This window comes from Mesobacillus sp. AQ2, from assembly GCF_030122805.1.
In the GTDB taxonomy this organism is placed as follows: Bacteria; Bacillota; Bacilli; order Bacillales; family Cytobacillaceae; genus Mesobacillus; species Mesobacillus oceanisediminis_A.
Window position 1 is genome coordinate 1594416 of record NZ_CP126080.1, and the last position, 24203, is coordinate 1618618.

The window sequence follows — 24203 nt, forward strand, 5'->3', positions numbered from 1 at the left end:
TAGAGAAATTGACAGATATGATATAATGTGTGGAGGAAAAGAGGTGAGGCTATTGCTAAGTTTATTGTTCATGGCAAAGAAAAAGCGCAGGCCGCTGGAAGAAACCGTTGAGAAAATCCACCAGGGGGATGCTGCACTTAGAGAAGAATTAATTGATTCTTACAAACCTTTTATTGCCAAGACTGTTTCGTCTGTCTGCAAGAGGTACATACATGAGTCTGACGATGAATTTAGCATTGGCCTCATCGCCTTTAATGAGGCAATCCAGAAATATTCATCCGAAAAAGGGAATTCCTTGTTAAGTTTTGCAGAAGTAATGATCAAGCGTAGGGTAATTGATTATATCCGCCAGCAGAGCAGGAATCAAAACCTGAGCTTTAATATCGCTAATGACCCAAATGAGGAAGAGCAGCATCGGTCAACACTTGAAGATGAACTTTCACTTGATGAGTTCCGTAAAAAGACAGAACAGGAACTGAGAAGAGAAGAAATCATCCAATTCCAAACGATATTATCTGAATTTGATTTGTCATTCCAGGACTTACTGGTGCAATCACCAAAGCATGCTGATGCCCGGAAAAATGCCATGCTCGTCGCGAAGGCGATGGTAGAAAATGAAGAATTGAAGGGCTTGCTGCTTGAGAAAAAACGATTGCCAATCAAGCAACTGGAAGAAATGGTCAAAGTCAGCAGAAAAACTATAGAGAGAAACAGAAAATATATTATTGCAATTGCACTTATTTTAATTGGGGATTATGTGTTTTTAAAGGATTATATTAAAGGGGTGTTGGAGACATGAGAAAAGGAGTAATCCTTGAAATCAATGAGCTATACCTAACATTGTTGACCCCCGAAGGCGAGTTTTTGCGCGCCCGAAAGCTTCAGCAAGACTATCAGGTTGGAGAAGAAATTCACTTTTTTCCAGAATCGGAAACAGTAAAGAGAAAAAAGTTCGACGTTTCAGTTTTAACTAGTCTTAAGGCAAGGTCAATTATGCTGGCTGCAGCGCTTATGCTCGTTATGGCCGCGATCCTGCCGGTATACCAGGACGGACAGGTATACGCATATATGTCCATAGATGTGAACCCGAGCATTGAATTGGCGGTCAATGATGATTTGAAGGTTCTTCAAATGAAAGGGTACAATCCTGAGGGGAAAGAAATTATCACAGAAATTGAGGGCTGGAAGAAGAAAGATGCCGCCCTTGTTGCAGAGATGATCCTTGATAAAATCGAAGCCCAGGGATATTTCAACAATAAGAATGAAGTCGTCATTGCTACTGTCCATAATACAAAGGCAAGAAAATCAGTGGACCAGAAATTGGAACAAAAAATTGCTGAAATTAAGAAGACAACAACTGATGAAGACCTGAACCTTAAGTTAATGGAAGCAACAAATGAAGACAGGGAGAAGGCTGTTAAGCAGGGTGTTACAACTGGTGTGTATAAAGAGAAGCAAAAATCTGCTGCACCGAATCCTGCTGCAAAGCCGGTTGAAAAAGAAAAGAAAGCCGAGCCGAAGAAAGAGAAGAAGGAGCCAGTCCAACAGCCTGTAAGGCAGGAACCGGAGCCGGAGCAAAAAAAGAAGGAAGCACCCGGCCAGGTAAAGAAAGAAAAGCCGGAGCCTCCAAAAGGCAATTCAAATTCAGAACCGCGAAGGAATCCAGCTCCTGATATAAAGAATGAGAAAAATAATGCCGTATTGAACAGCAATAGCCACTCAAATAACAATCATGCTAATAATGGGAGAACTAAGCCTGATCAAAGCGGACAAACTTACAAACAAGAAAAAAAAACGAACAAGAATCAAAACCACAATAATGGCCGAAGAGGAAACGCAGGGAACACCACAAAAGACAACTCAGGCAAAAAATAGAGAATTTTAAAAGTCCGGAACATGATTCCGGACTTTTTCCATGTCAATATTCAGTTTTAGCCAAGATGATATTGCTGAGGAATTGATTGATTTATTCTTGTCTTTGTCCAGAAAGCTGGGCCTGAGCCTGCTGAACTAAACGCTTGGTGATTTCTCCTCCAACTGAACCATTCGCTCTTGAAACAGTATCAGAACCGAGGCTTACACCGAATTCCTGTGCAATCTCATATTTAACCTGGTCCATAAATTGTTCCACACCAGGCACAAGCAATTTATTTGAATTTCGAGCCATGCCGTCATCTCCTTTGAGTCGATTACAGAGATCATTTCTCTGTAACGATAGTTTTGTCAATCCTGGTGAGAACATGAATGGTAACTTTTAATATTTTGGATAAAGTTTTCCGGAAATGTACAATATCAAGGTAACTGCAGAAAACACTTTATTAATCAATTGGTTTTCTTTATCATAGATAATAATGAATTAGGCCAGAAAGGATTCAATCATGTGGACTAATATTAGAAGAAGATTAGACAAATTAGCTCCGGCACAAATCATTGTGGCGTATTATTTAATTGCGGTAATTGTCTCAATGATTCTATTGAGCTTGCCAGTTGCCATACAGCCCGGTGCAAAATGGACTTTTATGGACGCTTTGTTCACTGCAGCAAGTGCTGTCAGTGTCACAGGGCTTTCGGTTGTCATACTTCACGACACCTTCACTGTTACAGGAATCTTTATCCTTATGTTTGTGCTACAGTTTGGCGGTATAGGCGTCATGGCGCTTGGCACCTTTTTCTGGCTGATCATCAGGAAGAAAATTGGCTTGAAAGAACGCAGGCTGATTATGATGGATCAGAACCAGACCAGTATGTCCGGACTAGTAAAAATGCTGAAGGATATTCTGGTCATTATTGTCATTATCGAGTTAGTCGGTGCATTATTGTTAGGGTTGTATTTTCTTCAATACTTCCCAACATGGCAGGAAGCTTTTCTCCACGGTTTGTTTGCATCCGTAAGTGCTACAACCAATGCAGGTTTCGATATTACAGGAGCCTCTTTGATTCCGTACGCCCAGGATTATTTTGTGGTGATAATCAATATTCTCTTGATTACACTAGGGGCAATTGGTTTCCCTGTGCTGATAGAATTGAAAAGTTTTCTTTTCAGGAGAAAAAAGAGTACACCATTTCATTTTTCACTTTTCCTGAAGATCACTACACTGACGTTTCTCATTCTCTTGATTTTCGGAACAATCGCTATTTGGGGTCTGGAATTCAACCATTTCTTCTCAGATAAGTCTTGGCTTGATTCGTTCTTTTATGCATTTTTTCAATCGGCGACAACAAGAAGTGGCGGTATGGCGACTATGGATGTCAATGATTTTACAGACCCGACACTATTCCTGATGGCAGCCCTGATGTTTATAGGTGCTTCACCAAGCTCTGTTGGCGGTGGAATCCGTACGACTACTTTTGCACTGAACCTCTTGTTCCTTTATCATTTTGCCCGAGGAAGAAGAGCAATCAAGATCTTCAACAGGGAACTGCACCAGGATGATATTATCAAATCCCTGGTTGTTTCAATTATGGCAGTCATGATTTGTTTTCTTGCTGTCATTATCATGATGGTGACAGAGGACCATGAATTGCTGGCGATTATCTTTGAAGTAGCATCAGCATTTGGGACCACAGGATTATCGATGGGAATCACACCTGATCTCTCAAATATCGGCAAATTGATTCTGATCATCCTGATGTTCATCGGAAGAGTAGGAGTCATTTCCTTCCTGCTGATTATCGGCGGCAAAACGACCAAGGAAAGCATCGGTTATCCTAAGGAACGTGTGATTATTGGATAAATGTAAAAATCCGGGAGAATTCCCGGATTTTTTTAATCTTGTCCCTTGCTAACATCTTTTGTTGGATGCATGAATGGATAGCCCTGTGGTTTTCTCTTTTCCTCGAGAAGCTCCCTGTTTTCTGCTGTGTTCCAGCCAATGTCATTGGTAGGATGGACCCATTCGTCGCCAGCCATGACGGCCGGATCCGTCTCATCCGACCAATTTTCCAGCGGTGAATCCTCAGAAGCGTAAAGACTGTCTCCGATAATGACACCGTGCTCATTCTTAAATGGTGCTTTCATTTCTATCCCGGTATCCTTGAAGCTTGGAGCGTTGATTTGATGGGGCAATGTTTCCTCAATATCCATTGGTTTCAGCTCAGGATCTTTTTTCGCCATTTCTGCTCCTCCTTTTTGAGTTTATCTTTTGTTGTATGCCGCTTTTTATAAGACAGTTCCGTTTGTAAAATAAGGTAATCAAAACTGTACATAGCAAATCACCGATTGAAAAAAATAAAGGATGGAGGTGTTCAGAATGGCTAAACGGAAGGCAGAAAGAAATGCAGTGGCTAAATATACAAACACGCCTAAGAAAAATCTTCAGGAAAGTGAATTTTCTGCTGAATTTGCTCATGGTGAAGATCCGGGGAAATTTGCGAACAGGAATTCAAAGCAGGGCAGGAAAGGAAGAGCATGATGAAAAAGCATGAGGCGCGTCACCAGAAGCCTTTGAACGTTGAGTTCGGCATGGAATTTGGCGATATTAATGCGGGAAAGTTTTATGAACAGCCGTTTGCTGGTAAAAAGGCGAAACATAAAGCTGAAAAGGACTGCAAATAAAGAAAGCCGGCTGAATCAAGCCGGCTTAAGATCTTCCTTTTTAATGGAAAAAAATTGAGGTTTTTCTGACTTGGAATCAAAATAGACAAGGATATGTGACGGTGAATCCTCTATTGTTCCATCTTTGATCAGTAAATCCAGATTGATTGTGATATCTTCTAGCAGGGTATGTTTGTACAGATCCTTTTCATTAAGCTTCAAATTCATGAACTCCTGGCCAAGGGCCCCAGGATTCTTAATGATTTCTCTATATAAATCAGATCGCTGCTTCTTATCAGATGACAGCTCCCACCATGGCTTTCGGGGCTTGTATTTCATGCTGGCGAGATAGTCGTATTTCATCAAACTGACAATTTGCTCAAGGTGCTCCACACCTTTTTCCTGCAGGAACTGGTAAAGTCTTTTAAATAAGTCCTCAAGCTGGTGGCCAATCCTCGACCATCCTTTTGTTTCCCAGTATGAGCCGAATTCCTGGAAGAAATCGAATGGGGATGGAAAAACCTTTGTAACCAGGAATTCGACTGTATTATCCATCCTGTGGTCATTCCAATACTTCTCAAGCACATCCTCAACCTGTTTGATCTTAATGATGTCATTAAAATCAAGTACATTATTCCCGAGGATTTCATATGGCGAATGGTCCATATAGACATAATCATGGTCTGCGGCTCTCAGCCTTAATCCAGTCCCTCTGAGCATCTTCAGGAATCCAAGCTGCAATTCTTCCGGTCTCATCGCAAATACATCATTGAAGGTTTTTTTGAAGGAATGATAATCCTCTTCAGGTAAACCTGCAATCAAATCAAGGTGCTGGTCGATCTTGCCGCCTTCCTTGACCATGGTGACAGTCCGTTTCAGTTTATCGAAATTTTGTTTTCTCATGACCAGTTCATTTGTATAATCATTCGTTGACTGTACCCCAATCTCAAAGCGGAACAAGCCGGCAGGTGCCTCCTCGTTCAGGAAAGCGATCACCTCGGGCCGCATGATGTCGGCAGTGATTTCGAATTGGAACACCGTACCAGGGAGATGCTCGTCAATGAGGAAACGGAACATTTCCATTGCGTAACTCCGGCTAATATTGAAAGTCCTGTCCACGAACTTAATGGTCTTCGCACCATTTGCCATTAAATAGCGGATATCATCCTTAATCTTCTCCCTATCAAAGTAACGGACACCGACTTCAATGGATGAGAGGCAAAATTGGCAGCTGAATGGACAGCCGCGGCTTGTTTCAACATAAGTTACCCTTTTTGAAAGATGGTCAGCATCCTCTTCGAAGCGATAGGGAGAGGGGAGGTCTTTTAAGTCAAGCTTATTGCGCTGAGGGTTCAGCTGGATGCCTCCTTCATTCCGGTAGGCGATGCCATGTACTTCTGAAAAGTCACGTCCGTTTGAAAAACCTGCCAGAAGCTGCTTTAATGTCTGTTCACCCTCACCTATGACAATCACGTCAAAATCAGGCACTTTTTCCATCCATTCCAGGACATCATAGGTAACCTCCGGGCCTCCCACGACAATTAGGATGTCCGGATTGATTTTCTTGATCATTTTAATGACTTTAATGGTTTCTTCGATGTTCCAAATATAGCAGCTGAAACCAATTACATCAGGTTTCTTTTGGATCAGATCTGACACTATATTGATTACGGGATCCTTTATTGTATATTCAGCAATGGTCGCATCATATTCCGGCTGAGCATATGCTTTAAGATATCTGATGGCAAGGTTCGTGTGTATATACTTCGCGTTTAGCGTTGTTAAGACGATATTCATTTTAAAATCTCCTTTATAAAAATCCACAACAAGTCAACTTCCAATTATAGCTCAGTTTAGACAAAAAAGACAGGCTGAATCCTGTTGAAGAAAAGGAAAGAGCCATTCTCGATGAATGGCTCTTTTTCTAGTCATATCTACTGGCTCAACATTTTTCTGCGATAAAAGCGGACGATGGCTCCAATCCTGGTTTTAAGGCGGTTGATTCTTGATGTCTTGAACTCGATTAGCGGCTGGGCGAATGCGGCCGCATATTTGCTTGACAGCAAGAGAGTCAGCACCAGGGCGATGAATGCGAGCAGGATAAAACGTTCGGGACTGTGGAAAAAGTCCTGGACCTCACTTTCGCGGAAAACTCGGACAAAAAAACCATGCAGTAAATACACATAAAGTGTATTTTTCCCAAGATCAGTAAAGAAATATTGCTTTTTAGGCACGATTGTCAAGAAGCTAAATACCATCAGCAGACTTAACAGGTAAAAGCTTAAGCGAGTAAACATGCTTGAAATCGATGCAGCTTCCATCATAGAATAGGGCTTTGATCCAAGAAGCCATTTATAGTCAATATCCGGATTGAAGTAGAATCCTAAAAAAACGACTGTGAATGAAATGAGCGCGCCAATTTTAAACGAAGGCCTTGTCAATGTTTTAATATGGTCCTTCGTTAAATGGTATCCCAGCAGGAACAATGGAAAGTATACGAATGTCCTGGATAGACTCAAATAATTGGATATCCAGTCAACATAGCCTACACCGAGCCCCAAGCCAAAAGCAATCAAAAGACCTGTAGGTGCGCTAAGCTTTGCAAAACCAATCAACATAAGGTTCCAGCAGAACAGGCTGATCAAGAACCATAATGACCAGTGCGGATTCAGCGGATCGATCGTAAAGGTCGATTTGCTGTATAGAAAATAGAAAAAAATTGAATAGATGAGCTGGAAAATGAAATATGGCAGAATCAATTTCTTGGCTATTTTCATTACATAACCCTTTTTGTTGAAGCCTCTTGCAAAAAAGCCTGAAACCAGGATGAAGGCTGGCATATGGAATGTATATATGACTTTATAAATATTGTAGATCATTTCATTGTCTTCAATGAACGAGCGCAAAAGATGGCCAAATACGACGAAAAAAATCAAGATGAACTTGGCATTGTCAAAGTAGTAATCTCGCTTCTTCATATTTCCTCCCTTAATTAGAGACCCCCAAAAAATACTCACCTATATTTACCCTTTTCAGGACAAAGACAAACCAGGCTATTTGCTCAAAATTAAGGAACTGGTTCCTGGTTCAGGAATCGTTTCCTGAATCAGGGTTAAGTGCTGTATTAATACAATTTCATCTCTGTTATATAAAAGGAATCCATTATAGCATACGGATTAAGTGAATAATTTTTGGGTGTGTTCTAATAAAAAAATTCAAATGTTTGATATATGTCACAGCTTAATGATCTTGTTATCTATAAAATTAAAAGTGGGGAATGTTCACATTCAATTACCTTAACAACAAAATTGGGGAGGGAGATTATGTCTATCTTACCGAAGAAGAATGAATTAGGGTTTTATGAGATAAGGCTTGAATCGATTGGGGGGCTTGGCGCCAACCTTGCCGGAAAGATGCTTGCCGAAGCAGGAGTTCTTGGTCTTGGGCTGAATGGTTCCAACTTTTCTTCATATGGTTCCGAGAAAAAAGGCTCGCCGGTAAAAAGTTTTGTCCGGTTCTGTGATCCAGATACTGAAATCAGGGTCCATAGTCCGATAGAAGAGCCGCATGTTGTTGGTGTCTTCCATGAAGCGCTTTACAAAACGGTTGACGTTGTCAGCGGCTTGCGCCCGGATGGAATCCTGCTCGTTAACTCAACAAGGGATTTTGATGATATCAAACAAGACCTTCAGCTCGAATATGGAACACTCGCGATTGTCGATGCACTTTCGATTGCCGTCGAGGAAAAAACGAAGGTGAATACTGCGATGCTTGGAGCTTTGTACCGCATTATTGACTTTCTTGATCCTGAAGCAATGAAACATGTAATCCGTAAAACTTTCGAAAAGAAATATCCTCATTTGGTAGAACCAAACATTCGAACATTCGAAAGGGGCTATAATGAGGTCCAATTCAAGACATACGAACTTGAAGAAGGAGCACAGGGCAAAGATTTCAAGCGTCCAATACCGCTGCTAGGCTATGAAACACAGGGTCTTGGCGGAGTCATTACTGCCCAGGCAAACAGCATTCTCAAAGATTTAAGCGGTTCCAGACAGGGATTCGTGCCGCAATTCAACCAGGCAGACTGTATCAACTGCGCGGCATGTGACACTGCATGTCCTGATTATTGCTTTGTCTGGGAAGAAGGCGAAGATAAGCGCGGAAGAAAGCAAATGTTCCTGAAGGGAATCGACTACCAATATTGCAAAGGATGCCTGAAATGTGTCGAGGCATGTCCTACATCAGCATTAAGCGAACTGAGGGAAATGATCGGCTATGCTGAGGAAAATCAAGTAAAACAAAACTATCCTTATGTGACTGGAGGGGTTTCTTAATGTCCATTCTTGAAGAGAATATAAAAGCAATGAGCACAGCAGAGCAGGTGGCCACTTTTGAATCGGGAAATGAAATGGCGGCAATGGCTGCAGCTCAGATCAATTATCATATCATGGGCTATTTTCCAATCACCCCTTCAACAGAAGTCGCCCAGTATCTGGACATGATGAAAGCAAGGGGAGAGCATGATATCAAGTTGATCCCTGCTGATGGCGAGCATGGTTCCGCGGGAATCTGCTATGGAGCTGCTGCAACGGGAGCGCGCGTGTTCAACGCAACAAGCGCGAATGGATTGATGTACATGCTTGAACAGCTTCCGGTCCAATCCGGCACACGGTATCCGATGGTACTGAACCTGGTCACACGCTCAATCAGCGGTCCGCTTGATATTCGCGGCGACCATTCAGATTTGTATTTTGCCTTGAATACCGGGTGGGTGATCCTGACAGCGAGAACGCCTCAGGCGGTTTATGATATGAATATCATGGCGCTGAAAATAGCTGAGCATTCCGATGTCCGCCTGCCGGTGATGGTTGCCTATGATGGCTTCTTCACATCACATCAAAAGCGGAAAGTGAATTATTTCAAGGATCGTGCAGTCGTCCAAAAATTTGTTGGAGAGGCACCGACTGAATACAATTTCGCGCGAGATCCTAAGAAGCCGTTGACGATTGGTGCGCACATGAATGGCGACGACTTGATCAACAACCACTTCCAGCAATCAGAAGCAATATACAGAGCGAAAGATGTTTATAAGGAAGTGGCTGCAGAGTATGCAAAACTGTCAGGCCGCAATTATGACATTCTCGATCTCTATAAAATGGAGGATGCGGAAGTAGCGCTGTTTCTTTTGAACTCAGCTGCAGAATCTGCCAAGGATGTTGTAGACAGACTGAGGGAGCAAGGAATCAAGGCAGGCGTCATTAGCCCTAACATTATCCGTCCATTCCCTGCTCAGGAAATCAGGGAAGCTTTAAAGAATGTGAAATCCCTTCTTGTTGGGGAAAGAGCAGATTCTTACGGCGGACATGGCCCGAACCTGACGCACGAAATCAAGTCCGCGCTTCAGGAAGACAGGAACAATGGAACCATCGTCCAGAGCAGGGTGTTCGGCTTGGGCGGCAAGGACTTTTATGCAGATGATGCTGAAGCATTTTTTGCTCTGGCGATGGATGCTATGGAAAAAGGCTACGCCGAAAAACCTTTCGACTACTACGGACATATTCCTGGCGAACCCGATAAAACATTGAAGACTGTCATTGAACCTCAGCATGGTGATGTGTATAAATCAGGACTCATCCAGGTAACTAGGGATGAAGAGAAAAACAAACTGAATGTTAAAATTCCGCCATTAAGGGCGCTGACTTCAAAGCCAAAACGGATTGCCTCAGGCCATGGTGCATGTCCTGGCTGCGGTATTTTTGGCGGACTTGAAATGTTCTTCAAAGGCATAGAAGGAGATCTTGTCATCCTGTTCCAGACGGGCTGTGCGTATGTTGTTACAACAGCATATCCTCACACATCCCATAAACAGACGACGATCCATAATCTGTTCCAGAACGGGGCAGCAACACTGTCAGGGACACTGGAGGCATTCCTTGAATTGAAGCGCCGCGGTGAAATCGAAGTGTCAGCAGATGCCACATTTGTTATGGTAACCGGAGATGGCGGCATGGACATCGGTATGGGATCGGCAATCGGAACAGCGCTGCGCGGCCATAAACTGATCATGCTTGAATATGATAACGAGGGATATATGAATACAGGTTCGCAGCTTTCATATTCCACTCCATTTGGCCATATGACCAGCACATCGAATGTAGGAAAGGCCCAAAAAGGAAAGGCGTTCCACCATAAGGATACTGCACAAATCATGGCTTCAACCAATATACCTTATGTCTTCACGGGTACAGAGGCATTCCCTCAGGATCTTTTGAAAAAGGCAGCGAAGGCACAATGGTATGCCCAGAACGTGGGAACTGTGTATGGCAAGCTTCTGATCACTTGTCCGCTTAACTGGAAGTCCGAAGATCGCTATGGACAGACGATCGTTGAAGCAGCAGTCAATTCCAACTTCTTCCCGCTTTATGAAGTGGAGCAGGGAATCACGAATATAACATATGACCCTGAAGCGAAAAACAAGAAAATCCATCTGTCAGACTGGCTAAAATATATGGGAAAAACAAAGCATTTGTTAAAAGAAGAAAACAAAAACATGCTTGTTGAATTCGAAGAAGAAGTTGAAAAAAGATGGCAGCGCCTTAAGGCAAAGCACGAAAACGAATATTTATAAGAATTTAAGAAGCCGGGGATTCCCGGCTTTTTTTTTCAACAGTGTCTGCCAAAAAGTCTTGTAAATAAGCAGGAAATAATCACGAAATTAAAGGGATTTTCAACATCAATGTAGAATTTACTAGAAAAATGGGAATCCGACAAGGAGGCTTTCTGGTGAGTAGTGCTAATGGACGGGATGATATTAAGGCACTGAAGGGAAAAATAGCCGCTTTAGAAAAAGAAAATTCCTTTTTAAAAGAGATGGTAAAAGACCAGCAAGCAGCCGCTGATTGTTCATTCGATGTGGAACCAGATGCCAGCCAAACAAATTTAGATGAAAGATTTCTCGATGACGGAGGCTTATTAAAAAGCTTATTCCGCGAAGCGCTTGACGGCATTGTGTTTTGGGGGACATCTGGACAGATCATTGCAGCAAATCAAGCGACCTGCAAAATTTTTGGCCTTACTCTGGATGAATTAGTGAAACATAAAATCTCGGATTTTATTTATCAAAAAGATGAGAAATATAGCGAAATGAAAAAAATCATCAAAGAAAAAGGCGCGCTGCGTGAGGAAGCGTTCTTCTTGCTGCCAAGCGGGGAGAAACGGCTTCTTGAATTTACCGTCAAGCTAAATGCTGGTGACGGGTACCATATGACGATTGTGCGGGATGCAAGTGATCGATTCCGAATGGAACAGGAAATACGCAAGAGCGAAGAGAGGTTCAGGAAAATCTTTGAGGGGTCAATCGAGGGCATGATTCTCTGGGATGAAAATTGCAAACACTATGAAATCAACCCTTCCGGCATGGCGAAGCTTGGATTGAAGCCAGAAGGCCTGGAAGAAGAAAATTTCAGGAAGCTTTTCCTTAGCCTTGGATTATCCGAAGCCCTGATTGATGACAAGATTGAAGAACTGATGCGAAAAGGAAGGCTGGATGGAAGGATTACCATCCCATATGAAGATGGCAGGTTGAAGCATTTTGAATACACGGTCAAACGGCATCTGGTCGACACCCTGAATTTGATTATCTTCAGGAATATCACTGAAAAAGTCGAAATGGAAGCACAGCTCCGAAAATCCGACACTTTGAATATATTAGGGGAGCTGGCAGCTGGGATAGCTCATGAAATCCGGAATCCAATGACTGCGCTCAAAGGATTCATCCAGCTTCTTGAGAACAGCTCGGGTGATAAGTATTCCCTTTATTTCCAGGTGATCAAATCAGAACTCCAGAGGATAGACTCGATCATAAATGAGTTCCTCATCCTTGCCAAGCCGCAGGCCATTAAGTATGTCAAAGAAGATATTTCGAAAATAATGAAGGAGACCGTTGACCTTCTGACAGCACAGGCAGTCCTCCATGACGTTCAATTCAGGACGATTTATGACGACAGTTTACCCAATCTCTTTTGTGAACCGAATCAGTTGAAAAAAGTATTTATCAATATCATAAAAAATGCCATTGAAGTCATGCCAAAAGGCGGATTCGTATATATTGAAATCAGCAAGGCACCAGGGAACAAGATACATATTTCAATCAAGGATGAGGGAGAGGGAATCCCTGCTGATAAAATTGAGAAGCTTGGGGAACCATTTTACACAACAAAAGAAAGAGGAACTGGCCTGGGACTAATGGTTAGTTTCAAAATTATTGAAGAACATGGAGGAACGATTGAAGTAGAAAGCGAACTGGGACACGGAACTACTTTCCATCTGTATTTGCCAATCACTGAAGGAACGCCTGATTGAATGATAATCAGGCGTTTTTTTGATCTTGTTGAGCGACAGTCTCTCAGAATTTTATCAAGATAGGGCTTCGCCAGTTTTGGAAGAAAATCACTCTGTTTAAACCATAATGAGCAATGTGAAATAAGTGAAAATGAAAAGAGCTTTTCAAATAACGGAAGATGCTATATATTAGATGTATACCTAATTAGATGATCATGAAATAATGGAGGGATTATCATTCAGCTGGATAGAATTGTCGCTTTTCATAAAGCAATGGGCGACCCTACAAGGATAAGAATTGTTGCGCTGCTGGCCCGCGGGCCGCTTCATGGCCAGGCGATCGCTGGCAAATTAGGCCTCACGCCGCCCACAATCACACATCATATAAAAAAACTGCGTGATGTCAATGTCATCATTGAGCGCCGGGATAAGAACACAATCTATTTCCATTTGAACGAGTCGGTCATCAAGCAGCAGACCAAGTCGCTTGGCAAGTTAATCATGAAAAAGGAAGAGGAGGTGGAAGCATTGCTCGATCAGAATATCGAAAGGCAGAAGGTCATTGAGAATTTCATGACAAAAGACGGTAAATTAAAAAATATTCCGGCCCAGCGGAAGAAAAGGCTGATGATTTTTGAATACATGATCCGTGGTTTAAAAGCGGGTAAAAAATACCCGGAAAAAGAGTTGAACGAATATATTAAAAAGTTTTACGAGGACTATGCTACAATCAGGCGTGAATTCATCATCAATCACTATATGTATCGCGAAAATGGGATTTACGAACTGAATCCGGAAGAGATGTGGGCACAACCAGAGTGATGGTTCTATTATCTCATTCAAAAAAACCGCCACAGGGCTTTTCCCAGGCGGTTTTTTTGCTGGATATATGCATTAATACAGTTCAGGCCGCCTGTCTGCAAAAATAGGGATTTTGCTCCTCGCCTCTTTAACCTGATCAAGATCGATTTCTGCGAACAGGATCTCCTCGCCTTCCCCGCCTTCAGCGATCACGTCACCCCAGGGACCGATGATCATTGAATGGCCCGCAAATGTATTGTTAGGATCCGCTCCGGCGCGGTTGCAGGCAATGACAAAACATTGGTTTTCAATGGCACGGGCAATAAGCAAAGCGCGCCAGTGTTCAAGCCGCTGGATAGGCCATTCTGCGACAATGAAGAGTGCTTCAACATCTTGAAGGGCATGGGCACGCACCCATTCCGGGAAGCGGATGTCATAGCAAATCAGCCCGGCGAAACTATGTCCGTCCAAAGAGAACAAGCCTTTTTCTTTCCCAGCAGCGAGGTATAAGTGCTCATCCATAAGCTGGAACAGGTGAAGCTTACTGTATTTTCCGGCAAAATTACCATTCTTGTTATAAATGAGCATTGTATTTTCAATGCCAGCTTCTGTTTTGTTGGCAACGGAACCGCCAATAAAATGGGTTTGGTGCTTCACAGCTGCTTCATGGAAAAAAACTCTGGCCTTCTGTGCTTCTTCTTCGGCTGTGCCATCCAAATTGGCCAGATCGTATCCGGTTGTCCATAGTTCAGGAAGGACCATGATATCTGGATTATGAGAACTTGCCCGGTCAATCATAAGGGATGCAGCAGCGTAGTTTTTTTCAGGGTTTCCGAATGCTATATCCATCTGCAAGCATGCAATCTTGAATTTCATATAAAGTCACCGCCATAGTTTCTGAAAATTATATCTTTACAAGTTACTATTTACGTTATATCATTTGTGACTAGAATTTCAAATTAAAAAATTTAAAATTAATAAATAATTAAGCAGGTGAGAGAATGGAGTTCGAACAATCTGAGTTATTGAAAAGCCTGCCCAGACAATTTTTTGCTTCGCTCGTGCAAAAGGTGGGCACATATACCGAAAAAGGGGCTGATGTCATCAATCTCGGACAGGGGAATCCTGACCAGCCTACCCCGGAACATATTGTGGACACATTAAAAACAGCTGCCGAAAATCCTCTGAACCATAAGTATTCACCATTCCGTGGATTTCGGTATTTAAAAGAAGCGGCAGCTGAGTTTTATAAAAGGGAATATGGCGTCGATCTTGATCCTGAAGAGGAAATTGCCATCTTGTTTGGCGGCAAGGCTGGACTGGTCGAAATTCCTCAATGCTTGTTGAACCCTGGAGACTCGATCCTTGTTCCAGATCCTGGCTATCCTGACTACTGGTCAGGAGTCGAGCTGGCAAGGGCAGAAATGATAAAAATGCCGCTGAGAGAAGAAAATGGCTTCCTTCCTGACTACACCGAGTTAGGCTCCGAAGAACTCGCCCAGGCGAAATTGATGTTCTTGAATTATCCTAATAATCCCACTGGAGCGATTGCGGATCAAGCATTCTTTGACCAGACAATCGATCTTGCACAAAAACATAATATATGTGTTGTCCACGATTTTGCTTATGGGGCGGTTGGCTTTGACGGAAAACGCCCATATAGCTTTCTGCAGTCAAAGGGTTCCAAGGATATAGGCATCGAGATTTATACTTTATCGAAGACGTATAATATGGCCGGATGGCGAGTGGGTTTTGCAGCTGGCAACAAGAGTGTGATTGCTGCAATTAATTTACTCCAGGACCATATGTACGTCAGTTTGTTTGGTGCGATCCAGGAGGCTGCTGCCGAAGCGTTGCTTGGATCACAGGAATGTGTAGCAGAATTGAATGACTTGTATGAATCAAGAAGAAACATACTCATTGACGGTTTGACAGGTATTGGCTGGAAGGTCACTGCACCCAAAGGGTCTTTTTTTGCCTGGCTTAAGATACCCGAAGGATTCACCTCATCCGTTGATTTTGCTGACTTTCTTCTGGAAAAAGCCCATATTGCCGTTGCACCTGGAATTGGGTTTGGCGAGTATGGTGAAGGCTATGTTCGGGTAGGCTTGCTCACTTCTGAAAAGAGATTGAAGGAAGCAGTCAGCAGAATCGAAAGCTTAGGAATTTTCAAAAAAGATATTGACAATGATTTGTGAACCTGACATAATCCTAATTAATAAATTCACTTTAACCAATTAAATAACTTAATTAAATTATTTTCTTATCAAGAGCAGGCGGAGGGACGAGCCCGATGAAGCCCGGCAACCGATCCAGCATAATGCTGGGCACGGTGCTAATTCTTGCAGCGAAAGCTGAAAGATAAGAAGAGTTTAGTGAACGTCCTAACCTCTTCTTTGTGAAGAGGTTTTTTTAATGCTTTTTACAATTTGATTGGCTCCAGTGCCCAGCCCTCGAGACGCTTGGCTAGCTGCGGCTCCTAACTCCTCGAGACGTTTCGGTCCTGCCAATGAAGTCAAAGAACGACTTCACTGTCAGGCCCTCCAACGCTTGTCGGAGTTGGGCAGTCGCCTTCGCTTTTCGAATTATCTAGTGTCGCCTCCTGGAAACTCCGAAACTTCAACTCCGCCGGCAGAAGCAAAAAGCGCTTCTTTATCGGAGTCTCCAGTTTCTGCGTTTCTGGGCAGTCAGCTATACTTTTCGATTTCGATACTGGGCAATGAATTCAAAGAACGGCTTCACTGCCTGGCCCTCCAGCGCTTGTCGGAGCTGGATAAGGCGCTATCGATTTTCTAACTGAAAGGAATTGATTTTCATGAGTGAAATTACAGCAACTTACATAGTCCATGACGCTAAGCATAACCCAGAGAAAAAAGCAGAGGGAATAGCACTTGGTTTGACAGTAGGATCCTGGACAGATTTGCCGGAATTGGACCAAAAACAATTAAAAAAGCATAAGGGAAGAGTGGTTTCGGTCGAAGGCAGTGGCCTGGACGCAAATTCTGATACCGTGGCGACCATTAAGATCGCTTATCCGGCTATCAATTTTTCTCCAGACTTGCCGGCAATTCTTACAACGGTTTTTGGCAAGCTATCGCTCGACGGAAAAATAAAGCTGGTCGATCTCGAATTCGGAGATCAATTGAAAAAAACTTTTCCAGGTCCCCGATTCGGGATTGAAGGAATCCGCAATAAGCTGGGTGTTTATGACAGGCCATTGCTGATGAGTATCTTCAAAGGAGTGATCGGCCGCGACCTTCCATTCCTGTTAAAACAATTGAAAGAACAAAGTCTTGGCGGAGTCGACCTGATCAAGGATGACGAAATCTTGTTTGAAAATGAGCTTGCTCCTTTTGAAAAACGAATCATGTCAGGAAAACAGGTCCTTGAAGAAGTCTATCAAACTACCGGTCACAGAACGCTTTATGCTGCCAATCTGACGGGCAGAACGACCCAGCTGAAAGACAAGGCGAGAAAAGCAGCTGAGTTGGGAGCGGACGCATTGCTGTTCAATGTTTTTGCCTACGGACTTGATGTACTGCAGGAGCTAAGGGAAGATGATGAGATTGGCATTCCGATCATGGCGCATCCCGCGGTAAGCGGTGCGTTTACAGCAGCGGATGAATATGGTTTTTCCCATTCTTTGCTGCTCGGGAAGCTTCTACGCTATGCTGGTGCAGATTTCTCCCTGTTTCCATCTCCTTATGGCAGTGTCGCCCTTGAAAAACAGCAGGCTCTTTCGATCGCTGAGGCATTGACTGCCGAGGACCAATTCAAGAGAACATTCCCTGTCCCATCCGCTGGTATCCATCCGGGAATGGTTCCCCTTCTTATCGAGGATTTCGGACTGGATTCGATCATCAATGCTGGCGGCGGTGTTCATGGACATCCCGGGGGAGCACAGGGAGGCGGAAAAGCTTTCAGGCAGGCGATCGACACAGTGCTTAAAGGTAAAACGCTCGAGGAAGGTGCTCATGAATTCAATGAGTTGAGGGCAGCAATCGAACTTTGGGGTTTGGCTAAGGCGGTGGCAAAATGAGCCACCCAGTCATTTTCTGTGACTTTGATGGTACAGTGACCGAAAAGGATAACATTATAGCCATCATGAACCGGTTTGCTCCAGATGGGTGGGAAGAACTGAAGGAAGGAGTGCTGAATCGTACGATTTCCATCAGGGAAGGAGTCGGGAAAATGTTCTCCCTCCTTCCAGTCAGCCTGAAGGAGGAAATAATAGAGTTTGCCTTGAAAAATGCGAGAATTCGTCCCGGGTTCCAGGATTTCCTTGATTTTGCGAGAGAGGAGGGGATTCCTGTCTATATTGTCAGCGGCGGGATTGACTTTTTCATTGAACCGATCATCAAATCATTCGGGCCGATTGAAGGCATTTTTTGCAATGGCTCAGATTTCTCAGGTGAATCAATAAAAATTGAATGGCCAAACAGCTGTGATGATCAATGTTCAAATGATTGCGGTTGTTGCAAGCCAACCATCATGAGGAATCTGGATCAGGACGGAATCTATAAAATCGTCATCGGTGATTCCGTGACCGACCTCGAAGCAGCCAAACAGGCAGATTATGTGTTTGCGAGAGATTATTTAAAAGATAAATGCGAAGAATGGAAGATTCCATATACACCTTTTGAGACATTCCATGATTGTATTGAAGCTCTTAAAATTCAGACAGGGGTGAGAGGATGAGCATTTTAGAATCAAAATGGGAAGAGCTGGCTGATGTGAAAGCCGAATTAGCAGAGCGGGATTGGTTCATGGGAACAAGCGGGAACCTGGCGATTAAAGTGGAGAGCGACCCGGTGCAATTCCTTGTGACAGCAAGCGGGAAAGATAAGCGGAAGCGGACGGATGAGGACTTCTTACTTGTTGACCAATATGGTCGGCCGGCAGAGGAAACACACTTAAAGCCTTCTGCTGAAACCCTCCTTCATGTGGAGGTCTATAAGAAGACCAATGCAGGCTGCAGCCTGCATGTCCATACCATTGACAATAATGTGATTTCCGAGGTGTATGGTGACAGGGGGGAGGTTCAATTCAAAGGACAAGAATTGATTAAGGCATTTGATCTTTGGGAGGAAGATGCTGTTCTCAAAATTCCCATTATTCCAAATTATGCTCATATCCCAACGCTTGCTAAGGCATTTTCCGAACACGTAAAAGGGGATACTGGAGCCGTTCTGATTCGCAATCATGGTGTTACCGTCTGGGGCAGAAGTGCCTTCGAAGCCAAGAAAATCCTCGAAGCGACGGAGTTTTTGTTCCGTTATCAATTGAGACTGCTCGAGCATAAACCATTCCAGCTGTTCAAAGTAGTTTAAATGAATTATTAAAATTATTTACAAAGCGACTTAAATAAAGGAGAGATTCAGATGGCATACATTGTTAAGCAGAACACACAGGAAAGAATCATTGAGGAACAACAGGTAGAAGCATTCCTGAATTCACAGGAAGTCATTTATGAAAAATGGGAGATCAATAAGCTGCCAGCTAGCCTTCAGGAAAAATTCCTGTTATCTGATGAAGAAAAGCAGCAGATCCTTGATGTATTCAAGGCTGAAATCGATGATATTTCAGCGCGTCGCGGTTATAAAGCACAGGATGTCATTTCGCTGTCAGATCATACACCAAATCTTGACCAGCTGCTTGCGAATTTCAAGCAGGAGCACCACCATACAGATGATGAAGTAAGGTTCATTGTCAGCGGGCATGGTGTATTCGTTATACAGGGAAAAGACGGTGAATTCTTTGAAGTATTCCTGAATCCGGGGGATTTAATCTCTGTTCCTGAAAATATCCGCCACTACTTTACGCTTCAGGAAGACCGCCAGGTGGTAGCAGTCAGGATTTTCGTTACCACTGAGGGCTGGGTGCCGATTTACGAAAATGATAAAGTAAGCCAGTCACAATAAGAAGTCGCAAACTTTGTCGAAGAAAAAAATTTCGGGAATGAAAATTGTCTTATTTTGCGATTCTATTTACATTCATCAAAGCATTTGCAATAATTCTTCAAGTAATCTATTTATTTTATTAAGCAATTAAAGTAGTAGAGGAGATTTTAGAAGTGTATCAAACGCAAAATGCTTTATTGAAAGAAATTGATCGCGTCCGGGAATTGATGATCACTGCTGCACTGGAAACTGGATATACAAGTAATGAAACAGTGCGACACAGCCAGGAACTTGACACCTTGATTTATGAATATCAGGCATTGTGCAAGGAGACAGAAGTGCAACGGCAAAAAACAAAAATCCTCTTCAGACAGATAATCTTGCTTACCAAGAAACAATATATTTTGTCACATGCTTAAATGTTCAGATTAAAAGCCACTGCTGGCCCATGGCGGTGGCTATTATATTTAGGCAATTCCCCCCCTTATAAGCATCTAAGTATATCTCCGTTCAAGGAAATCCACTAATAACATTGACAGAACCAAAAATATGTAACAATTTGCTCAAAATTTCACGATAATATGACTTTGTGTGATTTTTATCATATTTTTATAAGCTTATTTTATATATTTTTAACATAGAAAGGTTTATATCATCAAATTCAATTTACCCCAACATCATGTTGATTTCAGCGGATTACCATTTTATCGATTTGGTTCAATGATCGATGCTCATCCAAGTTTTTTCAACCTCAAATTTTACTATCAATATCATCTTTGTTTTTCACTTTTTTAATTGTTGGTACTATGCTTGTAATGCGATTCATATATCGTACTACAAAGCATTTTATTTTTATAAGGCCTTGAAAGGATGTTTCCTCATAGAGAGAAGAAATCTGTCAACATGGCCGTTTTATAAATAGTTGTTTTCTGAAGTACTCGTTCTTTCTAATCACGATTGACGATACAGAAGAGTGAAGGACCTAATATTGTCCCTCTCTTTCAAGAAGAACGGCCTATATAGGAAAACAGCTAAAAGTAACCGCTTACAATTTAATAGTTTTTCAATCCAAGGAGGGGAAAAGAGAGTATGCACATTGTCGTATGTGTCAAGCAAGTGCCCGATACTAAGATCATTAAAATCAATCCCAAGACGAATACTCTGGACAGAAGGAGTGCACCTGCGATATTGAATCCTTATGATGCCCATGCTGTACAGGAAGCGGTCAAAATCAGGGATAAAACAGGTGGAACGATTTCTGTTTTGTCCATGGGACCGCCACAGGCAGTTGCCGTCATCAAGAAAAGCGTTGAAATTGGCGCGGACCAGGGTTACTTGATCTCTGACAGAGCGTTCGCGGGTGCGGATACACTTGCTACAAGCTATGCTCTTTCCAAAGCGCTCGAAAAAATTTCAAAGAATAACCCGATTGACCTTGTCATCTGCGGAAAGCACGCAATTGATGGCGACACAGGACAAGTAGGACCGGGTATCGCCCGTCGTCTTGATATACCGCCAATCACAAATGTTATAGAAGTTTCAGAGGTTAATAAGGATGAAAAATATGTTCATATCAAACGGAAGCAAATCGATGGTTATGAGGTACTTCAATCGCAGCTTCCTTGTTTGCTGACAGTTGAAAAAGAGATTAATGACATCGAATATGCACCGATGCCTAACATGATCAAGGCTGCACGCTATGAACCTGTAATATGGTCAGTGAATGACCTCGAGGATGTGGATAAAACACAGCTTGGCTTAAAGGGATCTCCAACCATCGTAGGCAAGATGTTCAGCCCTCCTAAACTGGAAGGCGGAAAAAGACTGGAAGGAAACCCGGATTCTCAAGTAGAACAGCTGATGGGAGTCTTGCTGGAACGAAAAGATTTATTGAAATTAAATACAGCCAACTCTTGATTCCGAATTTGAAGGGGGAATAAAAGGATGCAAGAAAACCAGGGAGTCTGGGTATTCATTGAAGTAAATGACGGAAAAATCGAAGGTGTTTCGCTGGAATTACTGGGTGCCGGCAGAAAGCTTGCAGACAAGCTGGAGGTTCCGCTTGCTGGTGTGATGCTCGGCGAAGGTGTTATGCCTTTGGCAAACGAAGTGATTTATGCTGGGGCAGACCAGGTATATGTGGTCGATCATCCAGTCCTGAAAGATTACCGGACTGAGTCGTTTATGAAAGGTGTTTGTATACTCGCAGAAAAATATAAACCCGAGATTTTCCTTTATGGTGCGACACCAAATGGAAAGGACCTGGCCAGTGCAGTTGCAACTGATTTAAGCACAGGGTTGACTGCAGATACGACAATGCTTGACGTTGATGTGGAGAAAAGGCTGCTCGAGGCAAGCCGTCCGGCATTTGGCGGAAATATCATGGCCACGATCCTTTGCAAAAAACACCGGCCGCAAATGGCGACCGTAAGACCGAAAGTCATGAAGGCCCTGGAAGCTGATACAGGCCGAAAGGGAGTCATCATTGAGGAAGAGCTGGAGCTTAGGGAAGAGGATATGCGCACAAAAGTGCTTAAAATTGTGAAGGACGTAACAAAAAAGGCAAGCCTGGCGGAAGCTCATGTCATCGTGGCAGGTGGAAAAGGAATGGGCGATATCCAGGGATTCCAGCTGATTCATGAACTGGCCGAAGTCATCGGCGCAAGCGTCGGAGGAACAAGGGATGTTGTTGAAGCAGGCTGGCTTAAGCATGAACAGCAGGTCGGGCAGACGGGAGAGACCGTCACACCAAAAATTTACTTTGCAATCGGGATATCTGGAGCGATCCAGCATGTGGAGGGCATGAAAAACTCCGAATTGATCATCGCAATCAACAAAGACCCGAATGCACCGATTTTCGATGTCGCCACATACGGCATAGTGGGTGATGCATTGGAAATTATTCCAAAGCTGATCAAACAGTTCAAAGAGCTCAGCAAAGAGAAGGGCGGGGAAATGAGCTATGTCTGAAAAATTTGATGTAATCGTCGTAGGAGCCGGCCCTGCTGGAACATCATGTGCCTACAACTGTGCAAAAAACGGATTGAAAACATTGTTGATTGAACGTGGGGAATATCCAGGCTCAAAGAACGTTATGGGAGGAGTTCTTTACCGTAAACAGATGGAAGACATCATTCCCGAGTTCTGGAAGGAAGCACCGCTGGAAAGACCAGTCGTTGAACAGCGGTTCTGGATGATGGATAAAGAATCAGTTGTCCAGTTTGGTTACAAAGGTCTCGAATGGGCGGTCGAACCATATAATAACTTTACAGTACTGCGGGCACATTTTGACCAATGGTTCGCACAGAAAGCTGTCGAACAAGGGGTATTATTGATAAATGAAACAGTTGTTACGGAATGTATCGTTGAAAACGGTAAAGTGATAGGCGTAAGGACCGATCGTCCAGATGGAGAAGTGTTTGCAGATGTTGTCGTGCTGGCAGACGGGGTTAATTCCCTGCTTTCCAAGCAGCTGGGCTTCCATAGGGAATTCCGGCCTGACGAGGTGGCCCTGACGGTGATGGAAGTCATCAATCTTCCGAAGGACAAAATCAATGAACGCTTCAATCTTGAAGGAAATCATGGAACGACTATTGAGATTTTCGGGGATTCTACACAAGGCAATCTGGGCACTGCCTTCCTTTATACGAACAAAGAAAGCTTGAATATCGGGGTAGGAACGACACTTTCAAGTATGATCAAAGCAAAGCTTAAGCCATATGAGCTGCTGGATTATCTGAAAAAGCATCCAATGGTCCGTCCATATCTGGAGGGAGGAGAATCGGCGGAATATCTCGCCCACTTGATTCCTGAGGGTGGATTCCATTCTGTTCCGAGAGTTGCCGGAAACGGGGTGCTTGTCGTAGGGGATGCTGCCCAGCTTGTCAATGCAATTCACCGTGAGGGTTCCAATATGGCGATGGCTTCGGGACAAATGGCTGCAGAAGCGATCGTTGAGGCCAAGAAAGATGGCGACTTCAGTGAGCGCAGCCTGAATCGCTATAAGGAAGCATTATTTGGAAGTTTCATCATTAAAGACCTTGAAAAGTATAAGGATGCGGCACATACCTTCGAGACATACCCGCAATATTTCAAGGAATATCTGCCAATGATGAACAAAGCGATGAGCAAATTCTTTACAGTGGATGGGACACCAAAGAGAGAGAAGCAAAAAGAAATCATGCGAAGTGTAACGGCCGAAAAAGGAACCTTTAAGGTAATGCAAGATATCTATCGTGCCTGGAAGGCGGTGAAATAATGTCAACAACAAACATCGAGGAAAAACAATTTCTTTTAAGGTTTAAGTGTGACACGAAATCGCATCTTACCGTACTTGACCATGACGTCTGCATGACACAGTGCCCTGATAAACTTTGCACCGTATTCTGCCCGGCTGAGGTTTATAAATGGGAAGGAAAAAGGATGCAGGTAGGCTATGAAGGCTGCCATGAATGCGGCAGCTGCCGGATCGGCTGCCCGTACCAGAACATCAAATGGGAATATCCAAAAGGCGGCCACGGAATCGTATTCAGGCTCGCGTGATATAGAATAAGTAAAAGCTGGCGATTGAACTTTCATGGTCGCCAGCTTTTTGCTTTTTTATTTGGCTTGGGTACTTAGGGAAC

Annotated in this window: 24 protein-coding genes and 1 riboswitch; of the genes, 19 read left to right on the forward strand and 5 right to left on the reverse strand. The window is 43.2% G+C overall.

Features of this window, described 5'->3' with window-relative positions; all coding sequences use genetic code 11:
• The first annotated feature begins 52 nt into the window (after positions 1-52).
• Positions 53-799 carry an RNA polymerase sigma factor SigI gene (gene sigI / locus QNH36_RS07850; protein WP_283905385.1) on the forward strand — a complete coding sequence of 249 codons (747 nt, stop codon included), beginning with the start codon at positions 53-55 and terminating at the stop codon, positions 797-799.
• Positions 796-1875, forward strand: coding sequence for an anti-sigma factor domain-containing protein (locus QNH36_RS07855; protein ID WP_144474658.1), 1080 nt, complete (start codon positions 796-798; stop codon positions 1873-1875). Before sigI ends, QNH36_RS07855 begins: the two co-directional genes overlap by 4 nt.
• A gap of 91 nt (positions 1876-1966) precedes the next feature.
• On the opposite strand, the gene QNH36_RS07860 is transcribed toward QNH36_RS07855, so the two are convergent.
• Complete coding sequence (locus QNH36_RS07860; protein ID WP_144474659.1) at positions 1967-2167, reverse strand: alpha/beta-type small acid-soluble spore protein; 201 nt, start codon at positions 2165-2167, stop codon at positions 1967-1969.
• A 211-nt stretch (positions 2168-2378) separates the two neighbouring features.
• On the opposite strand from QNH36_RS07860, the gene QNH36_RS07865 reads away from it, so the two are divergent.
• Positions 2379-3734, forward strand: coding sequence for a TrkH family potassium uptake protein (locus QNH36_RS07865; protein WP_144474660.1), 1356 nt, complete (start codon positions 2379-2381; stop codon positions 3732-3734).
• Positions 3735-3766: 32 nt separating this feature from the next.
• On the opposite strand, the gene QNH36_RS07870 is transcribed toward QNH36_RS07865, so the two are convergent.
• On the reverse strand, positions 3767-4114 hold the full coding sequence (locus QNH36_RS07870) for a DUF3905 domain-containing protein (protein WP_144474661.1): 348 nt from the start codon (positions 4112-4114) through the stop codon (positions 3767-3769).
• A 136-nt stretch (positions 4115-4250) separates the two neighbouring features.
• Here QNH36_RS07870 and QNH36_RS07875 point away from each other — a divergent pair, with 136 nt between their 5' ends.
• Together QNH36_RS07875 and QNH36_RS07880 are read left to right on the forward strand one after the other, a co-directional pair.
• Positions 4251-4412 carry a hypothetical protein gene (locus QNH36_RS07875; RefSeq protein ID WP_186326636.1) on the forward strand — a complete coding sequence of 54 codons (162 nt, stop codon included), beginning with the start codon at positions 4251-4253 and terminating at the stop codon, positions 4410-4412.
• Positions 4409-4555: a hypothetical protein gene (locus tag QNH36_RS07880; RefSeq protein ID WP_222125049.1), complete on the forward strand. Its 147-nt coding sequence runs from the start codon at positions 4409-4411 to the stop codon at positions 4553-4555. The genes QNH36_RS07875 and QNH36_RS07880 overlap by 4 nt, the downstream gene beginning before the upstream one ends.
• A gap of 15 nt (positions 4556-4570) precedes the next feature.
• On the opposite strand, the gene QNH36_RS07885 is transcribed toward QNH36_RS07880, so the two are convergent.
• Entirely contained in the window at positions 4571-6331 is a 1761-nt protein-coding gene (locus QNH36_RS07885; protein ID WP_251542277.1) for a B12-binding domain-containing radical SAM protein, read from the reverse strand.
• Positions 6332-6468: 137 nt separating this feature from the next.
• On the reverse strand, positions 6469-7512 hold the full coding sequence (locus QNH36_RS07890) for an acyltransferase family protein (protein WP_283905020.1): 1044 nt from the start codon (positions 7510-7512) through the stop codon (positions 6469-6471).
• Positions 7513-7857: 345 nt separating this feature from the next.
• On the opposite strand from QNH36_RS07890, the gene QNH36_RS07895 reads away from it, so the two are divergent.
• The 4 genes from QNH36_RS07895 to QNH36_RS07910 all read left to right on the forward strand — a co-directional run bounded on the left by QNH36_RS07895 (position 7858) and on the right by QNH36_RS07910 (position 13699).
• Positions 7858-8871, forward strand: coding sequence for a 2-oxoacid:acceptor oxidoreductase family protein (locus QNH36_RS07895; protein WP_144474664.1), 1014 nt, complete (start codon positions 7858-7860; stop codon positions 8869-8871).
• On the forward strand, positions 8871-11165 hold the full coding sequence (locus tag QNH36_RS07900; RefSeq protein WP_283905021.1) for a thiamine pyrophosphate-dependent enzyme: 2295 nt from the start codon (positions 8871-8873) through the stop codon (positions 11163-11165). The genes QNH36_RS07895 and QNH36_RS07900 overlap by 1 nt, the downstream gene beginning before the upstream one ends.
• A gap of 155 nt (positions 11166-11320) precedes the next feature.
• A complete protein-coding gene (locus QNH36_RS07905) occupies positions 11321-12898 on the forward strand; it encodes a PAS domain-containing sensor histidine kinase (RefSeq protein ID WP_283905022.1) in 1578 nt (525 codons plus the stop codon).
• Between the two features lie 216 nt (positions 12899-13114).
• A complete protein-coding gene (locus QNH36_RS07910; protein WP_251542399.1) occupies positions 13115-13699 on the forward strand; it encodes a DUF2087 domain-containing protein in 585 nt (194 codons plus the stop codon).
• A 72-nt stretch (positions 13700-13771) separates the two neighbouring features.
• Here QNH36_RS07910 and QNH36_RS07915 read toward each other — a convergent pair whose 3' ends face one another.
• Positions 13772-14554, reverse strand: a complete 783-nt coding sequence (locus QNH36_RS07915; protein ID WP_251542269.1) for a carbon-nitrogen family hydrolase — start codon at positions 14552-14554, stop codon at positions 13772-13774.
• Positions 14555-14679: 125 nt separating this feature from the next.
• On the opposite strand from QNH36_RS07915, the gene QNH36_RS07920 reads away from it, so the two are divergent.
• The 10 genes from QNH36_RS07920 (at position 14680) to QNH36_RS07965 (ending at position 24120) form a co-directional block, all read left to right on the forward strand.
• On the forward strand, positions 14680-15876 hold the full coding sequence (locus QNH36_RS07920; RefSeq protein WP_251542268.1) for a pyridoxal phosphate-dependent aminotransferase: 1197 nt from the start codon (positions 14680-14682) through the stop codon (positions 15874-15876).
• A gap of 62 nt (positions 15877-15938) precedes the next feature.
• Positions 15939-16046, forward strand: a riboswitch (SAM riboswitch).
• A 447-nt stretch (positions 16047-16493) separates the two neighbouring features.
• Entirely contained in the window at positions 16494-17717 is a 1224-nt protein-coding gene (mtnW, locus tag QNH36_RS07925) for a 2,3-diketo-5-methylthiopentyl-1-phosphate enolase (RefSeq protein WP_251542267.1), read from the forward strand.
• A complete protein-coding gene (locus QNH36_RS07930; RefSeq protein WP_144474671.1) occupies positions 17714-18376 on the forward strand; it encodes a 2-hydroxy-3-keto-5-methylthiopentenyl-1-phosphate phosphatase in 663 nt (220 codons plus the stop codon). The genes mtnW and QNH36_RS07930 overlap by 4 nt, the downstream gene beginning before the upstream one ends.
• Positions 18373-19008: a methylthioribulose 1-phosphate dehydratase gene (locus tag QNH36_RS07935; protein WP_144474672.1), complete on the forward strand. Its 636-nt coding sequence runs from the start codon at positions 18373-18375 to the stop codon at positions 19006-19008. The genes QNH36_RS07930 and QNH36_RS07935 overlap by 4 nt, the downstream gene beginning before the upstream one ends.
• A gap of 51 nt (positions 19009-19059) precedes the next feature.
• Positions 19060-19599, forward strand: coding sequence for a 1,2-dihydroxy-3-keto-5-methylthiopentene dioxygenase (locus tag QNH36_RS07940; protein WP_144474673.1), 540 nt, complete (start codon positions 19060-19062; stop codon positions 19597-19599).
• A gap of 152 nt (positions 19600-19751) precedes the next feature.
• On the forward strand, positions 19752-19997 hold the full coding sequence (locus tag QNH36_RS07945) for an aspartyl-phosphate phosphatase Spo0E family protein (RefSeq protein ID WP_251542262.1): 246 nt from the start codon (positions 19752-19754) through the stop codon (positions 19995-19997).
• A 670-nt stretch (positions 19998-20667) separates the two neighbouring features.
• Positions 20668-21495, forward strand: a complete 828-nt coding sequence (locus QNH36_RS07950) for an electron transfer flavoprotein subunit beta/FixA family protein (RefSeq protein ID WP_251542260.1) — start codon at positions 20668-20670, stop codon at positions 21493-21495.
• Between the two features lie 27 nt (positions 21496-21522).
• Positions 21523-22548: an electron transfer flavoprotein subunit alpha/FixB family protein gene (locus tag QNH36_RS07955; RefSeq protein WP_144474675.1), complete on the forward strand. Its 1026-nt coding sequence runs from the start codon at positions 21523-21525 to the stop codon at positions 22546-22548.
• Positions 22541-23836 carry an FAD-dependent oxidoreductase gene (locus tag QNH36_RS07960; RefSeq protein ID WP_144474676.1) on the forward strand — a complete coding sequence of 432 codons (1296 nt, stop codon included), beginning with the start codon at positions 22541-22543 and terminating at the stop codon, positions 23834-23836. Before QNH36_RS07955 ends, QNH36_RS07960 begins: the two co-directional genes overlap by 8 nt.
• Positions 23836-24120 (forward strand): ferredoxin family protein, encoded by a 285-nt coding sequence (locus QNH36_RS07965; RefSeq protein ID WP_023615122.1) that lies wholly within the window; start codon positions 23836-23838, stop codon positions 24118-24120. Before QNH36_RS07960 ends, QNH36_RS07965 begins: the two co-directional genes overlap by 1 nt.
• Positions 24121-24203 lie beyond the last annotated feature (83 nt).